Origin of the sequence: Streptomyces lavendofoliae (assembly GCF_014649735.1) — a bacterium.
GTDB lineage: Bacteria > Actinomycetota > Actinomycetes > Streptomycetales > Streptomycetaceae > Streptomyces > Streptomyces lavendofoliae.
Genome location: NZ_BMTP01000007.1, coordinates 183,292 through 204,735 on the forward strand (window position 1 = coordinate 183,292; position 21,444 = coordinate 204,735).

Below are 21,444 nucleotides of genomic sequence, written 5' to 3' on the forward strand. Positions count from 1 at the left end.
CTTCCCCGGGCCGGGCCGTTGCGCGGACGTTACGCGACTACTTGACGACCGTGAGCGGCAGCAGCTTCTTGCCGGTGGGACCGATCTGGATGTGGGTGTCCATCTGCGGACACACGCCACAGTCGAAGCACGGCGTCCAGCGGCAGTCCTCGACCTCGGTCTCGTCGAGGGCGTCCTGCCAGTCCTCCCAGAGCCAGTCCTTGTCGAGGCCGGAGTCGAGGTGGTCCCAGGGCAGGACCTCCTCGTAGGTGCGCTCGCGGGTGGTGTACCAGTCGACGTCCACGCCGAAGGCCGGCAGCGTCTTCTCGGCGCACGCCATCCAGCGGTCGTAGGAGAAGTGCTCGCGCCAGCCGTCGAAACGGCCGCCGTCCTCGTAGACGGCGCGGATGACGGCGCCCACGCGGCGGTCGCCGCGCGAGAGCAGGCCCTCGACGATGCCGGGCTTGCCGTCGTGGTAGCGGAAGCCGATGGAGCGGCCGTACTTCTTGTCGCCGCGGATCTTGTCGCGGAGCTTCTCGAGGCGGGCGTCGGTGTCCTCGGCGGACAGCTGCGGGGCCCACTGGAAGGGGGTGTGCGGCTTGGGCACGAAGCCGCCGATGGAGACCGTGCAGCGGATGTCGTTCTGCCCGGAGACCTCGCGGCCCTTCTGGATGACGCTCATCGCCATGTCGGCGATCTGGAGGACGTCGTCGTCGGTCTCGGTGGGCAGGCCGCACATGAAGTACAGCTTCACCTGGCGCCAGCCGTTGCCGTACGCGGTGGCGACCGTGCGGATCAGGTCCTCCTCCGAGACCATCTTGTTGATGACCTTGCGCATGCGCTCGGAGCCGCCCTCGGGGGCGAAGGTGAGACCGGACCGGCGGCCGTTCCTGGTCAGCTCGTTGGCCAGGTCGACGTTGAAGGCGTCCACGCGGGTGGACGGCAGCGACAGGCCGACCTTGTCCTCCTCGTACCGGTCGGCGAGGCCCTTGGCGATGTCACCGATCTCGGAGTGGTCGGCGGAGGACAGCGAGAGCAGGCCGACCTCCTCGAAGCCGGTCGCCTTGAGACCCTTCTCGACCATCTCGCCGATGCCGGTGATGCTTCGCTCCCGCACGGGGCGCGTGATCATGCCGGCCTGGCAGAAACGGCAGCCGCGGGTGCAGCCGCGGAAGATCTCGACGGACATCCGCTCGTGGACGGTCTCGGCGAGCGGGACGAGCGGCTGCTTGGGGTAGGGCCACTCGTCGAGGTCCATGACGGTGTGCTTGGACACGCGCCACGGGACGCCGGACCGGTTCGGTACGACGCGGCCGATCCGGCCGTCGGGGAGGTACTCGACGTCGTAGAACGCCGGGATGTACACGGAGCCGGTCTTCGCGAGGCGCAGGAGGACCTCCTCGCGCCCGCCGGGGCGGCCCTCCGCCTTCCACGCGCGGATGATCGCGGTCATGTCGAGCACGGCCTGCTCGCCGTCACCGATGATCGCGGCGTCGATGAAGTCGGCGATCGGCTCGGGGTTGAAGGCCGCGTGGCCGCCCGCGAGGACGATCGGGTCGTCGAGCGTGCGGTCCTTCGACTCCAGCGGGATGCCCGCGAGGTCGAGGGCGGTGAGCATGTTGGTGTAGCCCAGCTCGGTGGAGAAGCTCAGGCCGAAGACGTCGAACGCCTTGACCGGCCGGTGGCTGTCCACGGTGAACTGCGGCACCCGGTGCTCGCGCATCAGCGCTTCGAGGTCGGGCCACACGCTGTACGTGCGTTCGGCGAGCACGCCCTCGCGCTCGTTCAGTACCTCGTAGAGGATCATGACGCCCTGGTTGGGCAGCCCGACCTCGTAGGCGTCCGGGTACATGAGCGCCCAGCGCACGTCGCAGTCGTCCCACTCCTTCACCGTGGAGTTGAGTTCACCGCCGACGTACTGGATCGGCTTCTGCACATGCGGAAGCAGAGCTTCGAGCTGAGGGAAGACGGACTCGGCAGGCATCTCGCGACCTTCGTGAGCTGGCAGGGCGACTCTCAAGCGTAACCCGCTCGGAGTCGCCCTCCTGACGACGATCACGTCCCTCCGCCGTCGCTGGCCGGCCGGGCCCCGGCGCGGCGGGCGGGCGCCCGCCCGGTCACGCCAGCGGCCTGCCCGGCCGTGAGGCCCTCGCCCACACCTCCGGCAGCTCCCGCTCCCGCTCGGTCCCGCAGGCCTCCTCCTGGCCGTACAGCAGGCCCCAGGTGAAGGCGGTCTCGCCGGACAGGTGGGCCTGGACGGCGAGGTCGCGCAGGGTGTCGCGGGCGACGACGCTGTCCTGGTGGTCGCCGAGCACCTTCTGCACCGCCTTGACCCGCTTGACGGACCGCCGCGCGGGCCCGCCCAGCACCGGTACGGCGGCCTCGGCGGCGTACCGGGCCCGCTTGGCGGCCTTGCGGGCCTCGTGCAGGGCGACGTCGCGGTCGTGGCCCGCCGGGAGGGCGAGCGCGCGGTCGACGCGCGTGGCCAGCCGGTCGTGGTCCTTCCGGAGCGCGCGCGCCAGCACGGCGCTCGCGTCCTTCCGGGCGGCGGGCCGCAGCGGCGGATCGGCGAGCAGGGCGGCCAGCGAGTCCAGGAGGGCGGTGTAGCGGTCGCTGTCGAGGGCGGCGAGGGTGCGTTCGCGCGCCGCGGCGCGGCCGGCGCCGGTCCAGGCGCGCAGGCGGCCGCGGACCGGGCCGAGGAGCAGGGTGACGGGCAGGGCGTCGACGCGGGCGGTGAGGCGCTCGGTGAGGACCTCCTGGTCGCGGTCGACGCCGAGCTCCCGGGCCAGCCACTTCAGCTCGTCGGCGACGGGCCCGGTGGCAGCGGGGTCGAGGACCTTGCGGTACGTGCTGAAGGCGCTGCGCAGGCGGCGGGTGGCGACGCGCATGCGGTGCACGGAGTCGGGGAGGTCGCGGCGTACGGCGGCGTCGTAGGTGGCGAGCTTGTCGGCCTGCTCGCGCAGGTGGGCGAGGACGCGGCCGCCGGCGGTGGCGTCCTTCGCGGGGGGCGGCGCGGCGGTCGGGGCACCGGTGTCCCGGAGCGCCCTGGCGAGTTTGGACGCCGCCCGGGAGGGTTTGAGGCCCTTCTTGCGAAGCCGTTTGTCGACGGCGTCGAGGAAGGCGGGGTCGCCGTCGTCGGCGAGTTCCACCTCGATCTCGGTCCACTCGGCGGTGCCGCCGTCCCCGCCGGCCAGGCGTTCGGCGCGGACCGTGTCGGTGCTGGCCTCGGCGAGCAGGGCGCCGTCGCCGCCGACCAGGTGGCGCACGTCGCGGCGGGACCGCAGCCGTACCAGCGGCACGAGCGGCGCGCCGCGGGTCCTGGCGCGGACCAGGCCGGCCAGGGAGCCGGGTACGCCGTCCTCCAGCGGGGCGCGCAGTTCGTCCCGCACGCCGGGCGCGACCGGCAGTTTCAGGTGCCAGCCGGCGTCCTCTCCGCCGGTGCGGCGGCGCAGGGTGATGGACGCCGCCGCGAGGCGGAGGTCCTCGGTGTCGTAGTAGACGGCGTCCAGCTCGATGACGCCCCGGTCCAGGACCGCCGTGACACCGCGCACACCGGTGAGGTCCGGGAGCCGGGTGTCGGGGTCGGCCTCGTACTTCCGCTCGATCTCGCGCTTCGTATCGGCCCTCATTCGCATTCAAGTGCCCACGACCGGGCCGTCCATGCGGCCTACGCGGTGAGTGGTCGTTGCACCCTGATCGACTGGAGCAGTCCGATGGCCACCCAGACGGCGAACATCGACGATCCGCCGTACGACACGAACGGCAGCGGCAGGCCGGCGACCGGCATGATGCCGAGCGTCATGCCGATGTTCTCGAAGGACTGGAAGGCGAACCAGGCGATGATCCCGGCGGCGACGATCGTGCCGTACAGCTCGGTCGTCTCGCGGGCGATCCGGCAGGCGCGCCACAGGACGACGCCGAGGAGCGCGATGATCGTGACTCCGCCGATGAAGCCGAGCTCCTCGCCGGCGACGGTGAAGATGAAGTCGGTCTGCTGCTCGGGGACGAACTGGCCGGTGGTCTGGTGGCCGTTGAACAGCCCCGCCCCGTACAGGCCGCCGGATCCGATGGCGATGCGGGCCTGGTTGGTGTTGTAGCCGGCGCCGGCCGGGTCGAGCTCGGGGTTGGCGAAGGCGGCGAACCGGTTGATCTGGTACTGGTCGAGGACGCCGAGCGCGGCGACGAGCACCGCGCCGACGACGCCGGCGCCGATCAGCCCGAAGATCCACCGGTTGGAGGCGCCGGAGGCGAGCAGCACGCCCAGGACGATGACGACCATCACCATCACCGAGCCGAGGTCGGGCATCAGCATGACGATGGCCATCGGCAGGACGGCGAGGCCGAGGGACTTGGCGACCGTCCGGTGGTCGGGGTGGAGCTGGTCGCCCGCGTCGACCTTGGCGGCCAGCAGCATCGCCATGCCCAGGATGATCGTGATCTTGACGAACTCGGAGGGCTGGAGGGAGAAGCCCCCGCCGATCACGATCCAGGCGTGCGCGCCGTTGATGGTGGCGCCGAGGGGGGTGAGGACGAGCAGGACGAGCACCACCGACAGTCCGTAGAGCACCGGCACCGCGCCGCGCAGGGTGCGGTGGCCCAGCCAGACGGTGCCGACCATCAGGGCGAAGCCGATGCCGGTGTTGAGGACGTGGCGGAACAGGAAGGCGTACGGGTCACCGTCGGTGAGTTCGGTGCGGTTGCGGGTCGCCGACCACACCAGCAGGGAGCCGATGAACGACAGGGCGATCGCGGAGAACAGCAGCGGCCAGTCGAGCCTGCGCACCATCGAGTCGCGGGCGGTGAGCCGGCCCCAGGCGCCACGCTCGGGGGCGTAGCGGGAGACGGAGAAGTTGTTGGTTCCGGCCATCGTGGGTCAGTCCCTCCAGGCTGGGGGCGGGCCGGCCAGCTGCGGCTCTCCCTCGCCCTGGCGGTCCGGGTCGACCTCCTGGGCGCTCGGGTCGTAGGGCTTGACGACCGGGGCTTCGATGGAGCCGTCCGGCTGGATCTTGGGCAGTGCGGCCTGCGGCCTCGGCAGCAGGGCGCGCTTGAGGTCCTGGTTGCCGGCGTCGTCGAGGCCGTAGAGGGCGTCGTAGATGTTGCGCACCGCGGGGCCGGACGCGCCCGAGCCCGTGCCGCCCTGGGAGATCGTCATGACGATGGTGAAGTCGTCGGTGTAGGTGGCGAACCAGGAGGTGGTCTGCTTGCCGTAGACCTGGGCGGTGCCGGTCTTGGCGCGCATCGGGATCTTGTCCTGGGGCCAGCCGCCGAACCGCCAGGCGGCGGTGCCGCCGGGCTCCACGACGGACCGCAGACCCTTGTCGAGGTCGCTGATGGTCTCGGCGTCGACGGGCAGCCGGCCGCCGGGACGGGGCTTGATCTCCTCGATCTTCTTGCCGTCGGGGCTGATCACGGCCTTGCCGATGGTGGGCTTGAAGAGGGTGCCGCCGTTGCTGATGGCGGCGTAGGCGGTGGCCATCTGGACGGGGGTCACGAGGACGTCGCCCTGGCCGATGGCGTAGTTGATGCTGTCGAAGGCCTTCAGCTGGTTGCCCTCCAGGCAGCTTTCGAAGGCGATCTGCTCGACGTAGCTGCCGCCCTTCTTGCCCTGCTTGCACCAGGCGTCCTTGTTGGCCTCCCAGAACGCCTGCTTCCACTGGCGGTCGGGGATGCGGCCCTTGACCTCGTTGGGCAGGTCGATGCCGGTCTCGGAGCCCAGGCCGAACTCACGGGCGGTCCGGTAGAACCAGTCGTGGGCGTTCTTCTTGGGCTTGAGGCCGCCGTCGCGCTGCCACTCCTTGTGGCCGAGGGCGTAGAAGACGGTGTTGCAGGAGAACTTCAGGGCCTCGCCGAGGGAGATGGGGCCGTGCCCCTTGGACTCGAAGTTGGCGAAGCTCCGGCTGCCGAGGCTGTAGGAGCTGCTGCAGTTGTAGCTGCCGTCGAAGGGGTAGCCGGCCCGCACGGCGGCGCTGGCGGAGACCACCTTGAAGATGGAGCCGGCCGGTGCCTGACCCTGGATGGCCCGGTTGAGCAGCGGGTAGTTGGAGTTCTTGCCGGTGAGCTTGGCGTACTCCTTGCCGGAGATGCCGCCGACCCAGGCGTTGGGGTCGTAGTCGGGCTGGGAGGCCATGGCGACGACCCGGCCGGTCTTGGACTCCATGACGACGACGGCGCCGGCGTCGGCCTTGTACGGGCGGCCGGTGATCTTGTCGGTCTCCCCGCGGACCTTCTTCATCGCCGCGTGGAGTTCGTACTCGGCGACGGCCTGGACCCGGGCGTCGATGCTGGTGACGACGGTGGACCCGGGCCGGCCGGGGTCGCTCTCCGCCTCGCCGAGGACCCGGCCGAGGTTGTCGACCTCGTAGCGGGTGACCCCCGCCTTGCCGCGCAGCGCCTTGTCGTACGTGCGCTCCAGGCCGGAGCGGCCGACCATGTCGGAGCGGAGGAACGGGGAGTCGGAGTCCTTGGCCTTCTCGATCTCCTCGTCGGTGACCGGTGAGAGGTAGCCGAGGACCTGTGCGGTGCGGGCGCCGCCGGGCGCGGTGTAGCGGCGTACGGCGGTGGGTTCGGCGGTGATGCCGGGGAAGTCCTCGGCGCGCTCGCGGATCTGCAGGGCCTGCTGGGTGGTGGCCTCGTCGGTGACGGGGATCGGCTGGAAGGGCGAGCCGTTCCAGCAGGGCTGGGGGGTCTGGGAGTCGCAGAGGCGGATCTTGTCCATGACGTCCTTGGGCTTCATGCCCAGGACGCCGGCCAGCCGGGTGAGGACGCCCTTGCCGTCGTCCTTCATCTTCAGCAGCTCGGTGCGGGAGGCGGACACCACGAGGCGGGTCTCGTTGTCGGCGAGCGGGACGCCGCGGGCGTCGAGGATGGTGCCGCGCACGGCGGGCTGGACCACCTGCTGGACGTGGTTGTTCTTCGCCTCGTCCGTGTACTCCTTGCCCTGCCGGATCTGGAGGTACCAGAGGCGGCCGCCGAGGGTGAGGAGCAGGGAGAAGACCAGGACCTGGATGACGATCAGCCGGATCTGGACCCGGGGGGTCCGCCCGGTCTCGGGGATGTTGCTCATGACGCGGTTGCCCCCTGGGTCACAGTCGCTTGACGCCCTTGATGCGTCCGGCCCGCGCCGCCCGGTTGCGGGCGGCCTTCATGCGCAGTACGCCGCGCTGCTCGCCGATCCTGAGGCCGGTGCCGTTCGCCATGAAGCCCGAGGCGACGTCGGTGCCGGTGCCGGGGGACTCGGCGAGGGGGTCGTTCTCGGCGCGTCTGGCGAGCGCCATGATCAGCGGCACGGTGAAGGGGGCGAGCAGCAGGTCGTAGACGACGGCGGTGATCAGCAGGGAGACCAGGCCGACGTGGCGGGCCGCGGTGTCGCCGACGAGGGCGCCGACGCCCGCGTACAGCAGGGTCGAGCCGGCGGCGGCGACGACCACCATGACCATGGGGCCGGTGGCGGAGCGCAGCTGGCCGTTCTCGGGCTTGGCGAGGCCGACGAGGTAGCCGATGACGCACAGCACCAGGGCGTACCGCCCGGCGGCGTGGTCGGCGGGCGGGGCGAGGTCGACGAGGAGTCCGGCGCCGAAGCCGATGAGGGCGCCGCTGACGTGCCCGTACACCAGGGAGAGGCCGACGACGACGAGCAGGAGGAGGTCGGGGACGGCGCCGGGGAGCTGGAGGCGCGCCAGGATCGACACCTGGACGACGAGGGCGACGACGACGAGCGTCGTGGAGAGCAGGATCCGGTTGAAGCGCATGGTCACTCCCCCTCCGGCGGCCCGCTCGGGGCACCGCTGGGCGCGGCCGGGGACGGGGTCACCGTCACCGTGACGGTCGGCTCGGGTGTGGGCTTGGGCGGCAGGACGGTGTCGCGGGGGTCTGTGCGCGGGGCCTGGACGACCACGCCGACGATGTCGAGCTTGCTGAAGCCGACGTACGGGCGCACGAAGATGTTGCGGGTGAGGTTGCCGGTGGAGGGGTCGACGCGGATGACCTCACCGACCGGGACGCCGGGCACGAACGGCCGGTCGGCCCGTGAGCCGAAGGTGACGAGCCGGTCGCCCGGCTTGACCTTGGCCTTGCCGTTGAGGAGCTGCACGGACAGCGGGCGGTCGCCCTGGCCGGTGGCGAAGCCCAGCTCGTCGGACCGCTCCATGCGGGTGCCGACGGTGAAGTCGGGGTCGCTGGCGAGGAGCACCGTGGAGGTGCCGGGGCCGACGGTGGTGACGCGGCCGACGAGCCCGTCGCCGTTGATGACGGTCATGTCCCGCTTGATGCCGTCGTCGGAGCCGGCGTCGATGGTGACCGTCCAGGAGAACCCCTGGGCGGCTCCTATGGCGATGACCTCGGCCGCCTTGATGCCGTACTGGCCGGCGCCGGCCTTCTTCAGCAGGTTGTCGAGTTCGCGCACGCGGCTGCGGTTGCGGTCGTCGCTGCCGAGTCTGGCCTTGAGCGCGGCGTTCTGCCGCTCCAGCTCCGCGATGCGGTCGTGGCGTTCGCCCGAGTCCCGTACGGCCGCGATGGCGTTGCCGACCGGGTTGACGGCGGACGCGACGCCGTCCTCGACGGGGCCGAAGACCGTGGCGGCTGCCCGCCGGGCGCCGTCGACGGGTGACTCCTCGCCGCCGCGGATGTCCACCGTGATCAGCGCGAACGCGATGGCGACCAGCAGCACCAGGAGCAGCCGGCTCTCTCGTGTGTCCCTCACGTGGGGCGGCCGTGCCTTCCTCGTAGGAATCTCGTAGGAGATGTTTGTGCCGTTATACCAAGCGAAGCAACCGGATCAACGAGCAGCCGTACGGGTACGACAGCACCCGTACGGCTGACTCGACGGCTCCGCTACCTGCGGGGCTGGGCGTCCAGCACCTGCTGGAGCGCCTCGAACTCCTCGACGCACTTGCCGGATCCGAGCGCCACCGAGTCCAGCGGGTCCTCGGCGATGTGGATCGGCATGCCGGTCTCCCGGCGCAGCCGCTCGTCGAGGCCGCGCAGGAGAGCGCCGCCGCCGGTGAGGACGATGCCGCGGTCCATGACGTCGCCGGACAGTTCCGGCGGGCACTTGTCGAGGGTGGTCTTCACGGCGTCGACGATCGCGTTGACCGGCTCCTCGATGGCCTTGCGGACCTCGGCGGCCGAGATGACGACGGTCTTCGGAAGGCCGGAGACCAGGTCCCGGCCGCGGATCTCGGTGTGCTCGTCGGCGTCGAGGTCGTACGCCGAACCGATGGTGATCTTGATCTGCTCGGCGGTCCGCTCGCCGAGGAGGAGGCTGTACTCCTTCTTGACGTGCTGGATGATCGCGTTGTCCAGTTCGTCGCCGGCCACCCGGATGGACTGCGCCGTGACGATTCCGCCGAGCGAGATGACGGCGACCTCGGTGGTGCCGCCACCGATGTCGACGACCATGTTGCCGGTGGCCTCGTGGACCGGGAGGCCGGAGCCGATGGCGGCGGCCATGGGCTCTTCGATGATGTGCACCTGGCGGGCGCCCGCCTGGGTGGACGCCTCGATGACGGCGCGGCGCTCGACGCCGGTGATGCCCGAGGGCACACAGACGACGACCCGCGGGCGGGCGAGGTAGCGGCGCTTGTGGATCTTGAGAATGAAGTAGCGGAGCATGCGCTCCGTGATCTCGAAGTCGGCGATCACGCCGTCCTTCAGCGGCCGGACGGCCACGATGTTGCCGGGCGTCCGGCCGATCATCTTCTTCGCTTCGGCGCCGACCGCCAGGATGCCGCCGGTGTTGGTGTTGATCGCGACGACGGACGGCTCGTTCAGGACGATGCCGCGACCCCTCACGTACACCAGCGTGTTGGCGGTCCCGAGGTCGACAGCCATGTCACGGCCGATGAACGACATTGAGTTCCCCTTGTTTCCCATGAGGATGCGTCGGGCCTTCCCAATTAGAGCGTTGACGGCTTCTCAGGTCGGCGAGGTGGGTGGTGTGGCGAGGAGTTTCACATCGTAGTCCCGCCTACGCGGACACCGCGCGGTGGCCCGCCTCTGTATAGGTGACGATGTGTCGGAGCGATGCGTTCCCGGTCGGCGCGTTCATATGCCGAAGGGCGACCGAAATTCCTTCGGTCGCCCCAGGTCATGAGCGCTGTATGGCTGACAGCCGCTCAGGAAATACCGGGGAAGAAAATCTTCAGTTCCCGAATGGCGGACTCCTCGGAGTCCGAGGCGTGGATCAGGTTCTCCCGGACGATGGTGCCGAAATCACCACGGATGGACCCGGGTGCCGCGGCGATCGGGTCGGTCGGTCCCGCCAGCTGGCGCACACCCTCGATGACCCGCTCGCCCTCGACCACCAGCGCGACGACCGGCCCGGACGACATGAACGCGACCAGCGGCTCGTAGAAGGGCTTGCCCTTGTGCTCGCCGTAGTGCTGCTCCAGCGTCTCCTGGTCCAGGTGGCGCAGCTCCAGCGCGGTGATGGCCCATCCGGCCTTGCGCTCGATGCGGCCGATGATCTCGCCGATCAGGCCGCGGCGTACGGCGTCGGGCTTGAGGAGGACGAGCGTGCGCTGGGTCATGTGTGTACGGCTCCTTGCAGGCATACATGTGCGGTGAGCCGAGGCTACAGGGGCGGCGGTCCGGCCCGGCACGGGGTCCCGGCTTCCCCGCGCCGGTGGTGCGCTGCCGGGTGCCGGGGCCTGCGGCGGGCGCTCGGCCCACCCCGCGGGGGGACACCCCCCACGGAGCGGCACCCCACGGAGCCGTGCCCCCACGGGCGCGAACCCCGACGGCTACCGCACCGGACGGGCGCGGCCGGCGCGGGTCGCCCGCGAAGAGGCACTGCCCCGCAGGGGCGGGGCGGCCGTCAGGGGGCCTGGGCCGCCCACTTGGCCTTGGCCTCGTCGATCCTGCGGCCGAAGTGGACCGACGCCCACCACAGGCCCGCGAACACCGCGCCCAGGAAGAACATCACCGGCACGACGAAGCCGCTCAGGATCAGCGCGACCTGGAGCGCCCATCCGAGCTGTATCCCGCCCGGCCGGGTGATCATGCCGCACAGCAGCACGCTCAGGACCATGAGGACGCCGCACACCGTCCAGACGGTGCCCATCGACAGGCTGTCGTCCTTCATGGCCACCAGCCCGGCGAAGCCGATCACGAAGAACTCGCCGATCAGCGTGGAAGCACAGAGCGTACGCATCGGAAACCTCAGCCCTTCCCGAGCAGCAGCCGGGCCTCGCCGACCGTGATCACCGAACCGGTCACCAGGACGCCCGCCCCCGCGAACTCGGACTCCTCCTCCGCCAGGGTGATCGCCGCCTCCAGCGCGTCGTCCAGCCGCGGCTCGACGACCACGCGGTCGTCGCCGAAGACCTCGACGGCGATCGCGGCCAGCTCGTCCGCGTCCATCGCGCGGTGGCTGGAGTTCTGTGTGACGACGACCTCCGCGAAGATCGGCTCGAACGCCTCCAGCAGGCCCCGGACGTCCTTGTCGCCGCTCGTGCCGACGACACCGACCAGCCGGGAGAAGCCGAACGCCTCGCTGATGCCCTCGGCCGTGGCCCGCGCGCCCGCCGGGTTGTGCGCGGCGTCCAGCACCACGGTCGGGCTGCGCCGCACCACCTCCAGGCGGCCCGGCGAGGCGACGGCGGCGAACGCCCCGCGGATGCGGTCCACGTCCAGCGTCCGCGCTTCCTGGGCACCCACGCCGAAGAACGCCTCGACCGCCGCCAGCGCCACCGCCGCGTTGTGCGCCTGGTGCGCGCCGTACAGCGGCAGGAAGATCTCCTCGTACTCGCCGCCGAGCCCGCGCAGGGTGAGCAGCTGCCCGCCGACGGCGACCTCGCGGGAGACGACGCCGAACTCCATGCCCTCGCGGGCGACGGTCGCGTCGACCTCGACGGCCTTCTTCAGCATCACCTGCGCCGCGTCCACCGGCTGCTGGGACAGGATGACGGTGGCGCCCTGCTTGATGATCCCGGACTTCTCGCCGGCGATCTCGGCGGGCGTCGAGCCCAGCCGGTCCGTGTGGTCCAGGTCGATGGGGGTGATCACGGCGACGTCGCCGTCGATCACGTTCGTCGCGTCCCAGCTGCCGCCCATGCCGACCTCGACGACCGCCACGTCCACGGGCGCGTCGGCGAAGGCCGCGTACGCCATTCCGGTGAGGACCTCGAAGAAGGACAGCCGGTACTCCTGGGAGCCGTCGACCATCTCGACGTACGGCTTGATGTCCTGGTACGTCTCGATGAACCGCTCGTGGCTGATCGGCGCGCCGTCCAGGCTGATCCGCTCGGTGATCGACTGCACGTGCGGCGAGGTGTACCGCCCCGTGCGCAGGTCGAACGCGCCCAGCAGCGCCTCGATCATCCGGGCCGTGGACGTCTTGCCGTTGGTGCCGGTGATGTGGATCGAGGGGTACGCGCGCTGCGGCTCGCCCAGCACGTCCATCAGGGCCGCGATCCGCGACACCGACGGCTCCAGCTTGGTCTCGCCCCAGCGGGTGGCCAGCTCCTGCTCCACCGCCCGCAGCGCCTGGTCGACCTCCGGGTCGGCGGGCCGCTGGGGCACCGCCTCGGCGGCGTCGGGCGGACCGGCCTGGGCGCGCAGCGTACGGCTGCCGGCCTCGATCACCGCCAGGTCGGGATCTCGGTGGGTCTCGGCTTCCACGATGTCGTCGAAGTCGTCGCTGTCGCTGGACGGGGGCTGCTCACTCACGGGGCCAGTCTACGGAGCCCCGCCGACAGTGCCGGGACCGGTGCCGCGACGGCGGGGGTGCGGGGTGTGTTCCCCGCGCCCCCGCCGTCCGGGTCACGCCTCGGGGAGGCTCGCCAGCTGGTTCTCGATGCGGGCGATGTCCTCGTCGGCCTTGGCCAGGCGGGTGCGGATCTTCTCCACGACGTTGTCCGGGGCCTTGGCGAGGAACGCCTCGTTGCCGAGCTTCGCCGTCGCCTGGGCCTTCTCCTTCTCGGCCGCCGCCAGGTCCTTGGTCAGGCGCTTGCGCTCCGCCGCCACGTCGATGGTGCCGGACAGGTCGAGCGCGACGGTGGCGCCCGCCACCGGCAGGGAGGCGGTGGCGTGGAAGCCCTCGCCCTCCGGCTGGAGGCGCAGCAGCTGGCGGATGGCCGCCTCGTGCGGCGCCAGCGCCGTACCGGTGAGGTCCAGGCGGGCCGGGACCTTCTGGCCGGGCTGGAGGCCCTGGTCGGAGCGGAAGCGGCGGACCTCGGTGACGACCCGCTGGACCAGCTCGATCTCGCGCTCGGCGGCCTCGTCGCGGAAGCCGGAGTCGGCCGGCCAGTCGGCGATGACGAGGGACTCCTTGCCGGTGAGGGAGGTCCACAGCGTCTCGGTGACGAACGGGACCACCGGGTGCAGCAGTCGCAGCGTCACGTCCAGGACCTCGCCCAGGACGCGGGCCGAGACCTCGGCGGGCTCGCCGCCGCCGAAGAAGGTGGTCTTCGACAGCTCGACGTACCAGTCGAAGACCTCGTCCCACGCGAAGTGGTAGAGCGCGTCGGAGAGCTTCGCGAACTGGAAGTCCTCGTAGAACGCGTCGACCTCGGCGACCGTGGCGTTGAGGCGCGACAGGATCCACCGGTCGGTGGCGGACATCCGCGACGGCTCGGGCAGCGGTCCGTCCACCGTCGCGCCGTTCATCAGCGCGAAGCGGGTGGCGTTCCAGATCTTGTTGGCGAAGTTGCGGGACGCCTGGACCCAGTCCTCGCCGATCGGGACGTCGGTGCCGGGGTTGGCGCCGCGGGCCAGGGTGAAGCGGACGGCGTCGGAGCCGTAGGCGTCCATCCAGTCCAGCGGGTCGACGACGTTGCCGAACGACTTCGACATCTTCTTGCCGCGCTCGTCGCGGACGAGACCGGTCAGCGCGATCGTCTTGAACGGGACCTCGCCGTCCATCGCGTACAGGCCGAACATCATCATCCGGGCGACCCAGAAGAAGATGATGTCGTGGCCGGTGAGGAGGACGTCGGTGGAGTAGAACTTCTCCAGGTCCGGCGTCCGCTCCGGCCAGCCGAGGGTGGAGAACGGCCACAGGCCGGAGGAGAACCAGGTGTCCAGGACGTCGGTGTCCTGGGTCCAGCCCTCGCCGGTGGGCGCCTCGTCGTCCGGTCCGACGCAGACGACCTCGCCGTCGGGGCCGTACCAGACGGGGATGCGGTGGCCCCACCACAGCTGGCGCGAGATGCACCAGTCGTGCATGTTGTCGACCCAGTCGAAGTACCGCTTCGACATGTCCTCCGGGTGGATCTTCACCCGGCCGTCGCGGACCGCGTCACCGGCGGCCTGGGCGAGCGGGCCGACCTTGACCCACCACTGCATCGACAGGCGCGGCTCGATGGTGGTCTTGCAGCGCGAGCAGTGGCCGACGGAGTGGACGTACGGGCGCTTCTCGGCGACGATCCGCCCCTGCGAGCGCAGCGCGCCGACGACGGCGCTGCGCGCCTCGAACCGGTCCAGGCCCTGGAAGGGACCGTGGACGGTGATGACCCCGCGCTCGTCCATGATCGTCATGGACTCCAGGCCGTGGCGCTGGCCGATCGCGAAGTCGTTCGGGTCGTGGGCGGGGGTCACCTTGACGGCGCCGGTGCCGAACTCGGGGTCGACGTGGGTGTCGGCGACGACCGGGATCGTGCGGTCGGTGAGCGGCAGCTTGATGCGCTTGCCGACGAGGTGCCGGTAGCGCTCGTCGTCCGGGTGGACGGCGACCGCGGTGTCACCGAGCATCGTCTCGGCGCGGGTGGTGGCGACGACGAGCGTCTCGTCGCCCTCGCCGTACCGGATGGAGACGAGCTCGCCGTCGTCCTCCTGGTACTCCACCTCGATGTCCGAGATGGCGGTCAGGCAGCGCGGGCACCAGTTGATGATGCGCTCGGCGCGGTAGATGAGCTCGTCGTCGTACAGCCGCTTGAAGATGGTCTGGACGGCCTTGGACAGGCCCTCGTCCATGGTGAACCGCTCGCGCGACCAGTCGACGCCGTCACCGAGGCGGCGCATCTGGCCGAGGATCTTGCCGCCGTACTCCTCCTTCCACTGCCAGACGCGCTCGACGAACTCCTCGCGCCCCAGGTCGTGGCGGGACTTGCCCTCCTCGGCGAGCTGCTGCTCGACCTTGTTCTGGGTGGCGATGCCGGCGTGGTCCATGCCGGGCAGCCACAGCGCCTCGTACCCCTGCATCCGCTTGCGGCGGGTGAGGGCGTCCATCAGCGTGTGCTGGAAGGCGTGGCCCAGGTGGAGGCTGCCGGTGACGTTCGGCGGGGGGATGACGATGGTGTACGGCGGCTTCTCGCTCTTCGCGTCCGCCGTGAAGTAACCGCGCTCTACCCAGCGCTCGTACAGCTTCCCCTCTACCTCGGCCGGCGCGTACTGGGTCGGCAGTTCGGGAACGGATGCTGGCTGCTGCTGAGTGTTCTCGGTCACGGGCCACAGTTTAGAGGTGTCACAGGGCCGTACTGAAACGGGAATGTTCGGTAACGGTGTGACCCCCGCCGTCCCGCCGGACAAGGGTTTCGGCCAGGATGTGAGGAACGCATAAGCATTCGGAGGGGGAACCCCTTAATGAGTTACAACCAGCCGGGCCCGTACGGCGGACAGCCCCAGCAGCCCGGACCGTACGGTCAGCCGGGTCCTTACGGCCAGCAGCCGCAGGCGCCCCAGCCCGGCTACGGCTACCCCCAGCAGGCCCCGCCCGCGCAGGGCGTTCCCCCGCAGGGTTACGGCTACCCCCAGCAGCAGCCGGGCCAGCCGGGCCCCTACGGCCAGCCGCCGCAGCAGCCCCCCTACGGCGCGGGCCCCGGCGCCTATCCCCCGCCCCCGCCGGCCCCGGGCGGCGGCAAGAAGAAGACGGGCCTGATCCTCGGCGCGGTGGCGGCGGTGGCGGCGATCGCCGTGGGCGCGTACTTCGTCCTCGGCGGCTCCGGCGGCGGCGCGGACCTCGCGGACGACGGCCCGCACAAGCTGGTGACGCCGGCGACGGTGCTCGGCGAGTACAAGAAGGGCAAGAGCGACGGCGGTTCGTCCGACGACGAGGACCTCCTGAAGGAAGCCGCGCAGTGGGGCGTGAAGAACGCCAAGGAGGTCGAGGCGGGGTACCAGTCCGGCGACGAGAGCAACCCGTTCGCGTCCAAGATGCTGCAGTTCGGTGGCGTCTACGGTCAGATCGAGGACCCCGAGAAGGTGGTGGACGCCTTCTTCGCCCATATGAAGACCGAGTCCGAGAAGGACGCCGACGGCGAGGCCAAGCTGGTCGGCAGCCCGAAGGCCTACGAGCCCGCGGGCCTGGAGAACGCCGTCCTGAAGTGCCAGCAGATGAAGGGCCCCACGGGCGCCTCGGCCGGCCAGGGTCCCAAGGACGTCACGCTCACCGTGTGCGTCTGGGGCGACCACAGCACTCTCGGCATGGTGATGCCGATCGACATGGCCAGTGCCATGACCGGCAAGGGCGGCGACCCGGCCACGGCCGCCGACACGACCGCCAAGCTCCGCAAGGAGGTCCGCGTCAAGGCCTGACGTGACACACCGAAGGGCGCCCCGCCGGTTGCTGGAACCGGCGGGGCGCCCTTCGGTGTGTGCGGCCCGGTGCCGCTACGCGGACTTCTCGTGGCGGCCCGGGTCCTTGACGACCCTCGGGACCAGCGTCGGGTTGACGTTGTTGTGGACGACGTCCTCCGTGATGACCACGCGGGCCACGTCCTTGCGGGACGGGACCTCGTACATCACCGACATCAGGACCTCCTCCATGATGGCGCGCAGGCCGCGCGCGCCGGTGCCGCGGAGGATGGCCTGGTCGGCGATGGCTTCGAGGGCCGGGCGGTCGAAGTCCAGCTCCACGCCGTCGAGTTCGAACAGCCGCTGGTACTGCTTGACCAGCGCGTTGCGGGGCTCGACGAGGATCTTCAGGAGTGCCTCGCGGTCCAGGTTGTGGACCGAGGTGATGACGGGGAGGCGGCCGATGAACTCGGGGATCATCCCGAACTTCACCAGGTCCTCCGGCATGACCTCCTGGAACTGGTCGCTCGCCTCGATCTCGCGCTTGGAGCGGATCGTCGCGCCGAACCCGATGCCCTTGGCGCCGGCACGCGACTCGATGATCTTCTCCAGACCGGCGAAGGCTCCGCCCACGATGAACAGCACGTTCGTCGTGTCGATCTGGATGAACTCCTGGTGCGGGTGCTTGCGGCCGCCCTGCGGGGGGACCGAGGCCGTGGTGCCCTCGAGGATCTTGAGCAGGGCCTGCTGGACGCCCTCGCCCGACACATCGCGGGTGATCGACGGGTTTTCGCTCTTACGGGCGACCTTGTCGATCTCGTCGATGTAGATGATGCCCGTCTCGGCCTTCTTGACGTCGTAGTCGGCGGCCTGGATGAGCTTCAGCAGGATGTTCTCGACGTCCTCGCCCACATACCCGGCCTCCGTGAGCGCCGTCGCGTCGGCGATGGCGAACGGGACGTTGAGCATCCGGGCCAGCGTCTGGGCCAGGAGCGTCTTGCCGGAGCCCGTGGGGCCGAGCAACAGGATGTTGGACTTGGCCAGTTCGATCGCGTCGTCCCGGCCCTGCGCGCCGCCGTTCTCACCGGCCTGGACGCGCTTGTAGTGGTTGTACACAGCGACGGAGAGGGCCTTCTTCGCGGGCTCCTGCCCGACGACGTACCCCTCGAGGAACTCGTAGATCTCGCGCGGCTTGGGAAGTTCCTCCCACCGCACCTCGGAGGTCTCGGCGAGCTCCTCCTCGATGATCTCGTTGCAGAGGTCGATGCACTCGTCGCAGATGTACACACCGGGGCCTGCGATGAGCTTCTTCACCTGCTTCTGGCTCTTTCCGCAGAACGAGCACTTGAGCAGGTCGCCGCCATCACCGATGCGTGCCACGAGGTGCTTCCCCTTCGCCTGGGAGCGGCTTGGTTCAGCCGACTCCTGGTGCCTCATATCCGACGGTACCTTGCCGGGCCCCGTGTTCGGGCCCCCCTTGGCACGGTTCACACCGTGCCAAGGGAAGGCGGGGCCGTCAGGCAGCCGCCGCTGCGGTGCTCTTGCGGGTGGAGACGATCTGGTCCACCAGGCCGTACGCCAGGGCGTCCTCGGCCGTGAGGATCTTGTCGCGCTCGATGTCGTCGCGGATCTTCTCGATCGGCTGGGTGGAGTGCTTGGCCAGCATCTCCTCCAGCTGCGTGCGCATGCGCAGGATCTCGTTGGCCGCGATCTCCAGGTCGGAGAGCTGCTCGCGGCCGGTGCCGCCGGACGGCTGGTGGATCAGCACACGCGCGTTCGGCAGGGCCATCCGCTTGCCGGGGGTGCCGGCGGCCAGCAGCACGGCCGCCGCGGACGCCGCCTGGCCCATGCAGACCGTCTGGATGTCCGGCTTCACGAACTGCATCGTGTCGTAGATGGCCGTCAGCGCGGTGAAGGAGCCACCGGGGCTGTTGATGTAGATGGAGATGTCACGGTCCGGGTCCATCGACTCCAGGCACAGCAGCTGCGCCATGACGTCGTTGGCGGAGGCGTCGTCGATCTGCACGCCGAGGAAGATCACGCGCTCCTCGAAGAGCTTCGCGTACGGGTCGTACTCGCGCACGCCCTGCGAGGTGCGCTCGACGAAGCGCGGGACGACGTAACGGTTGTCCACCTGCGGGCCGGTGTAGAGGCCGCTCGCGGAGAAGTTGCTCATATGGGTGTTCACCATCCTGGTGGCGTTCGGCGGGGCTGGGAGGCAGGGGCGGGCCGGCTCAGGCGCCGGTGCCGCCACCGCCCGGAACGCCCGCGGCGGCAGACATGATGTCGTCGATCAGGCCGTACTCCTTGGCCTCCGTCGCGGTGAACCAGCGGTCGCGGTCACCGTCCCGGATGATCGTCTCCACGCTCTGGCCGGAGTGGCGCGCGGTGATCTCGGCCATGCGCTTCTTCGTGCGGAGGAGGTACTCGGCCTGGATCTTGATGTCCGAGGCGGTACCGCCGATACCGGCGGACCCCTGGTGCATCAGGATGTCGGTGTTCGGCAGCGCGAAGCGCTTGCCGGCCGCGCCGCCGGTGAGCAGGAACTGGCCCATGGAGGCCGCCATGCCCATACCGATGGTGACGACGTCGTTCGGGATGTACTGCATGGTGTCGTAGATGGCCATACCGGCCGTCACCGAGCCACCCGGGCTGTTGATGTACAGGTAGATGTCCTTGTCCGGGTCGGCGGCAAGGAGCAGCATCTGCGAGGTGATCTTGTTCGCGATCTCGTCGTCGACCTGCTGGCCGAGGAAGATGATCCGCTCGCCGAGCAGCCGGTTGTAGACATGGTCGCCGAGGCCACCACCGATGGACGGCTCACCCGCGGCGTAAGGCATCAGATTCGTCACGTATCCACCTGCTCGTCTCTGACGGCTCCGGCCGTCTCAGCGTGTTGCGTACTGGGGGCGGGTACTCCCCTGCCCTCGTATTCATGGACCCTAACGCGCAGGTCGGACAACGCCATCCCGGTTCCCGAACTGTTCGCTGGGAGCGCAAGGTAGTTGGGCCGACGAGGGGCGGCCCCGGTCCGTACGGCGACGGGCCCGATCGCACGCGGGTGCGGATCGGGCCCGTCGGACCGTTCGTGCCGGGACCGGCGCCGGGCCGTCAGGCCTCGGGCTTGTCCTCGGACTCCTCGGCGGAGGCGTCGACCGTCTCGGCGGTCTCGTCCTCGTCGTCGAGCTCGACCGGCTCGCCGTTGGTGTCGACGACCTTGACGGCCTCCACGACGACCGCGAGGGCCTTGCCGCGGGCGACCTCGCCGACGAGCATCGGCACCTGGCCGCCCTCGACGACGGCCTTGGCGAACTGGTCGGGGCTCATGCCGGAGGAGGCCGCACGCCGCATGAGGTGCTCGGTGAGCTCCTCCTGGTTGACGTTGAGCTTCTCCTTGTTGACCAGCTCGTCCAGGATGAACTGGGTCTTGATGCCCTTGACCGCCTGCTCGCGGGTCTCGGTCTCGAACTCCTCGACCGTCTTGCCCTGGAGCTCCAGGTACTTCTCCAGGGTCAGGCCCATCTGACCGAGCTGGTGGTGCTCCAGGTTGTGCTTGCGGGTGTTGACCTCGTCCTCGAGGAGCTTCTCGGGGATCGGCACCTCGGCCAGCTTCAGCAGCTCGTCGAGGACGCGCTCCTGGGCCTGGGTGGCCTGGTCGTACTGCTTCATGTTCTCCAGGCGCTTGCGGCTGTCGGCCTTCAGCTCCTCGAGGGTGTCGAACTCGGACGCCATCTGGGCGAAGTCGTCGTCGAGCTCGGGGAGCTCACGGGCGGCGACCTGGGTGACCTTGACGGTGACCTCGGCCTCCTTGCCCTCGGCGGAGCCGCCCTTCAGCTCGGAGGTGAAGGTGGCCTCGCCGCCGGCCTCCAGGCCGGTGACGGCCTCGTCGATGCCGTCGAGGAGCTCACCGGAGCCGATCGTGTACTGCACGCCGCTCGCGACGCCGTCCGGGAGGACCTCGCCGTCGACCTTGGCCTCCAGGTCGACCGTCACGACGTCGCCCTCGGCGGCGGCGCGCTCGACCGGGTTGGTGGAGGCGAAGCGGTCGCGCAGCTGCTCCACGGACTTCTCGACGTCCTCGTCGGTGACCTCGACGGCGTCGACCGTGACCTCGATGCCGGAGTAGTCCGGGATCTCGATCGCCGGGCGGATGTCGACCTCGGCGGTGAAGGCCAGCAGCTCGCCGTCCTTCAGCTCGGTGATGTCGACCTCGGGCTGGCCCAGCACGTTGACCTCGGCCTCGTTGACGGCCTCGGTGTAGAACTTCGGGAGGGCGTCGTTGACGGCCTCCTCCAGCACCGCACCACGGCCGAACCGCTGGTCGATGACACGAGCCGGGATCTTGCCCTTGCGGAAGCCCTTGACCGTGACCTGCTGGTTGATCTTCTTGTACGCCGCGTCGAGGCTGTCCTTGAGCTCCTCGAAGGGCACCTCGACAGTGAGCCGAACCCGGGTCGGGTTCAGGGTCTCCACGGCGCTCTTCACGGTTCGGTCTCCTTGGTGGCTGATTCTTGGATTCTGCCGATGCCGCTTGCGGCGGTTCCGGCGGATTCGGCCCGGTCAGAGAGACACACGGGCACGCAGCTTGCATAGTAACCGCAAGCGGGATGAGGCCCACAATGTGATCTTGGTTGCGCGCGTGATCCGGCGCTCCCGGTGTGGTCGGGGTGGCGGGATTTGAACCCACGGCCTTCCGCTCCCAAAGCGGACGCGCTACCAAGCTGCGCCACACCCCGTCGGTGCGACACGTAGGGTACATGTCCCACGGCGCTGAGTCGGCACGATCGAGGGGTGTGCGACGACCGGGCGCGACCCGCTACGATGACCATGCGTTCGCGCCGGGGTCGGTGACCCACGGTGCGTTGCTCGCGGGCGTAGCTCAATGGTAGAGCCCTAGTCTTCCAAACTAGCTACGCGGGTTCGATTCCCGTCGCCCGCTCAGTCCGGCTCAGGGCCGGGCGGAGGATGCTTCCTCCGCCCGGCCCTGACGCGTATGCGGTACCGCTTCCGGGCGGC

Annotated in this window: 16 protein-coding genes and 2 tRNA genes; 2 read left to right on the forward strand and 16 right to left on the reverse strand. The window is 70.1% G+C overall.

The window, feature by feature from the left end:
- Positions 1-37: 37 nt before the first annotated feature.
- The 11 genes from IE109_RS15520 to IE109_RS15570 form a co-directional block, all read right to left on the reverse strand.
- The gene (locus IE109_RS15520) at positions 38-1,963 is read right to left on the reverse strand and encodes a TIGR03960 family B12-binding radical SAM protein (protein WP_189551461.1); all 1,926 of its coding nucleotides are present in this window, start codon (positions 1,961-1,963) and stop codon (positions 38-40) included.
- 133 nt (positions 1,964-2,096) lie between these two features.
- The gene (locus tag IE109_RS15525; protein ID WP_189551462.1) at positions 2,097-3,608 is read right to left on the reverse strand and encodes a CYTH and CHAD domain-containing protein; all 1,512 of its coding nucleotides are present in this window, start codon (positions 3,606-3,608) and stop codon (positions 2,097-2,099) included.
- A gap of 38 nt (positions 3,609-3,646) precedes the next feature.
- Positions 3,647-4,846 carry a rod shape-determining protein RodA gene (gene rodA / locus IE109_RS15530; RefSeq protein WP_189551463.1) on the reverse strand — a complete coding sequence of 400 codons (1,200 nt, stop codon included), beginning with the start codon at positions 4,844-4,846 and terminating at the stop codon, positions 3,647-3,649.
- 6 nt (positions 4,847-4,852) lie between these two features.
- Complete coding sequence (mrdA, locus tag IE109_RS15535) at positions 4,853-7,042, reverse strand: penicillin-binding protein 2 (RefSeq protein WP_189551464.1); 2,190 nt, start codon at positions 7,040-7,042, stop codon at positions 4,853-4,855.
- 19 nt (positions 7,043-7,061) lie between these two features.
- The gene (mreD, locus tag IE109_RS15540; protein ID WP_189551465.1) at positions 7,062-7,727 is read right to left on the reverse strand and encodes a rod shape-determining protein MreD; all 666 of its coding nucleotides are present in this window, start codon (positions 7,725-7,727) and stop codon (positions 7,062-7,064) included.
- Positions 7,728-7,729: 2 nt separating this feature from the next.
- Entirely contained in the window at positions 7,730-8,677 is a 948-nt protein-coding gene (gene mreC / locus IE109_RS15545; RefSeq protein ID WP_189551466.1) for a rod shape-determining protein MreC, read from the reverse strand.
- 131 nt (positions 8,678-8,808) lie between these two features.
- The gene (locus IE109_RS15550) at positions 8,809-9,828 is read right to left on the reverse strand and encodes a rod shape-determining protein (RefSeq protein ID WP_189551467.1); all 1,020 of its coding nucleotides are present in this window, start codon (positions 9,826-9,828) and stop codon (positions 8,809-8,811) included.
- Positions 9,829-10,091: 263 nt separating this feature from the next.
- Positions 10,092-10,505: a nucleoside-diphosphate kinase gene (ndk, locus tag IE109_RS15555; RefSeq protein WP_126884896.1), complete on the reverse strand. Its 414-nt coding sequence runs from the start codon at positions 10,503-10,505 to the stop codon at positions 10,092-10,094.
- Positions 10,506-10,792: 287 nt separating this feature from the next.
- Positions 10,793-11,128: a DUF4233 domain-containing protein gene (locus tag IE109_RS15560; RefSeq protein ID WP_189551468.1), complete on the reverse strand. Its 336-nt coding sequence runs from the start codon at positions 11,126-11,128 to the stop codon at positions 10,793-10,795.
- A gap of 8 nt (positions 11,129-11,136) precedes the next feature.
- The gene (gene folC, locus IE109_RS15565) at positions 11,137-12,645 is read right to left on the reverse strand and encodes a bifunctional tetrahydrofolate synthase/dihydrofolate synthase (RefSeq protein WP_189551469.1); all 1,509 of its coding nucleotides are present in this window, start codon (positions 12,643-12,645) and stop codon (positions 11,137-11,139) included.
- A gap of 93 nt (positions 12,646-12,738) precedes the next feature.
- Complete coding sequence (locus tag IE109_RS15570; RefSeq protein ID WP_189551470.1) at positions 12,739-15,360, reverse strand: valine--tRNA ligase; 2,622 nt, start codon at positions 15,358-15,360, stop codon at positions 12,739-12,741.
- Between the two features lie 138 nt (positions 15,361-15,498).
- Here IE109_RS15570 and IE109_RS15575 point away from each other — a divergent pair, with 138 nt between their 5' ends.
- Complete coding sequence (locus IE109_RS15575; protein WP_189551471.1) at positions 15,499-16,449, forward strand: hypothetical protein; 951 nt, start codon at positions 15,499-15,501, stop codon at positions 16,447-16,449.
- Positions 16,450-16,524: 75 nt separating this feature from the next.
- Here IE109_RS15575 and clpX read toward each other — a convergent pair whose 3' ends face one another.
- The 5 genes from clpX to IE109_RS15600 all read right to left on the reverse strand — a co-directional run bounded on the left by clpX (position 16,525) and on the right by IE109_RS15600 (position 21,164).
- On the reverse strand, positions 16,525-17,808 hold the full coding sequence (gene clpX, locus IE109_RS15580; protein WP_031070473.1) for an ATP-dependent Clp protease ATP-binding subunit ClpX: 1,284 nt from the start codon (positions 17,806-17,808) through the stop codon (positions 16,525-16,527).
- A 136-nt stretch (positions 17,809-17,944) separates the two neighbouring features.
- On the reverse strand, positions 17,945-18,619 hold the full coding sequence (locus tag IE109_RS15585; protein ID WP_031070475.1) for an ATP-dependent Clp protease proteolytic subunit: 675 nt from the start codon (positions 18,617-18,619) through the stop codon (positions 17,945-17,947).
- A gap of 43 nt (positions 18,620-18,662) precedes the next feature.
- Positions 18,663-19,268, reverse strand: coding sequence for an ATP-dependent Clp protease proteolytic subunit (locus tag IE109_RS15590; RefSeq protein WP_189551623.1), 606 nt, complete (start codon positions 19,266-19,268; stop codon positions 18,663-18,665).
- A gap of 271 nt (positions 19,269-19,539) precedes the next feature.
- Complete coding sequence (tig, locus tag IE109_RS15595) at positions 19,540-20,913, reverse strand: trigger factor (protein ID WP_189551472.1); 1,374 nt, start codon at positions 20,911-20,913, stop codon at positions 19,540-19,542.
- A gap of 174 nt (positions 20,914-21,087) precedes the next feature.
- Positions 21,088-21,164 (reverse strand) — tRNA-Pro (locus IE109_RS15600).
- Positions 21,165-21,296: 132 nt separating this feature from the next.
- Between IE109_RS15600 and IE109_RS15605 the strand changes: the two genes are divergently transcribed.
- Positions 21,297-21,367 (forward strand) — tRNA-Gly (locus IE109_RS15605).
- The last annotated feature ends 77 nt before the right edge of the window (positions 21,368-21,444 follow it).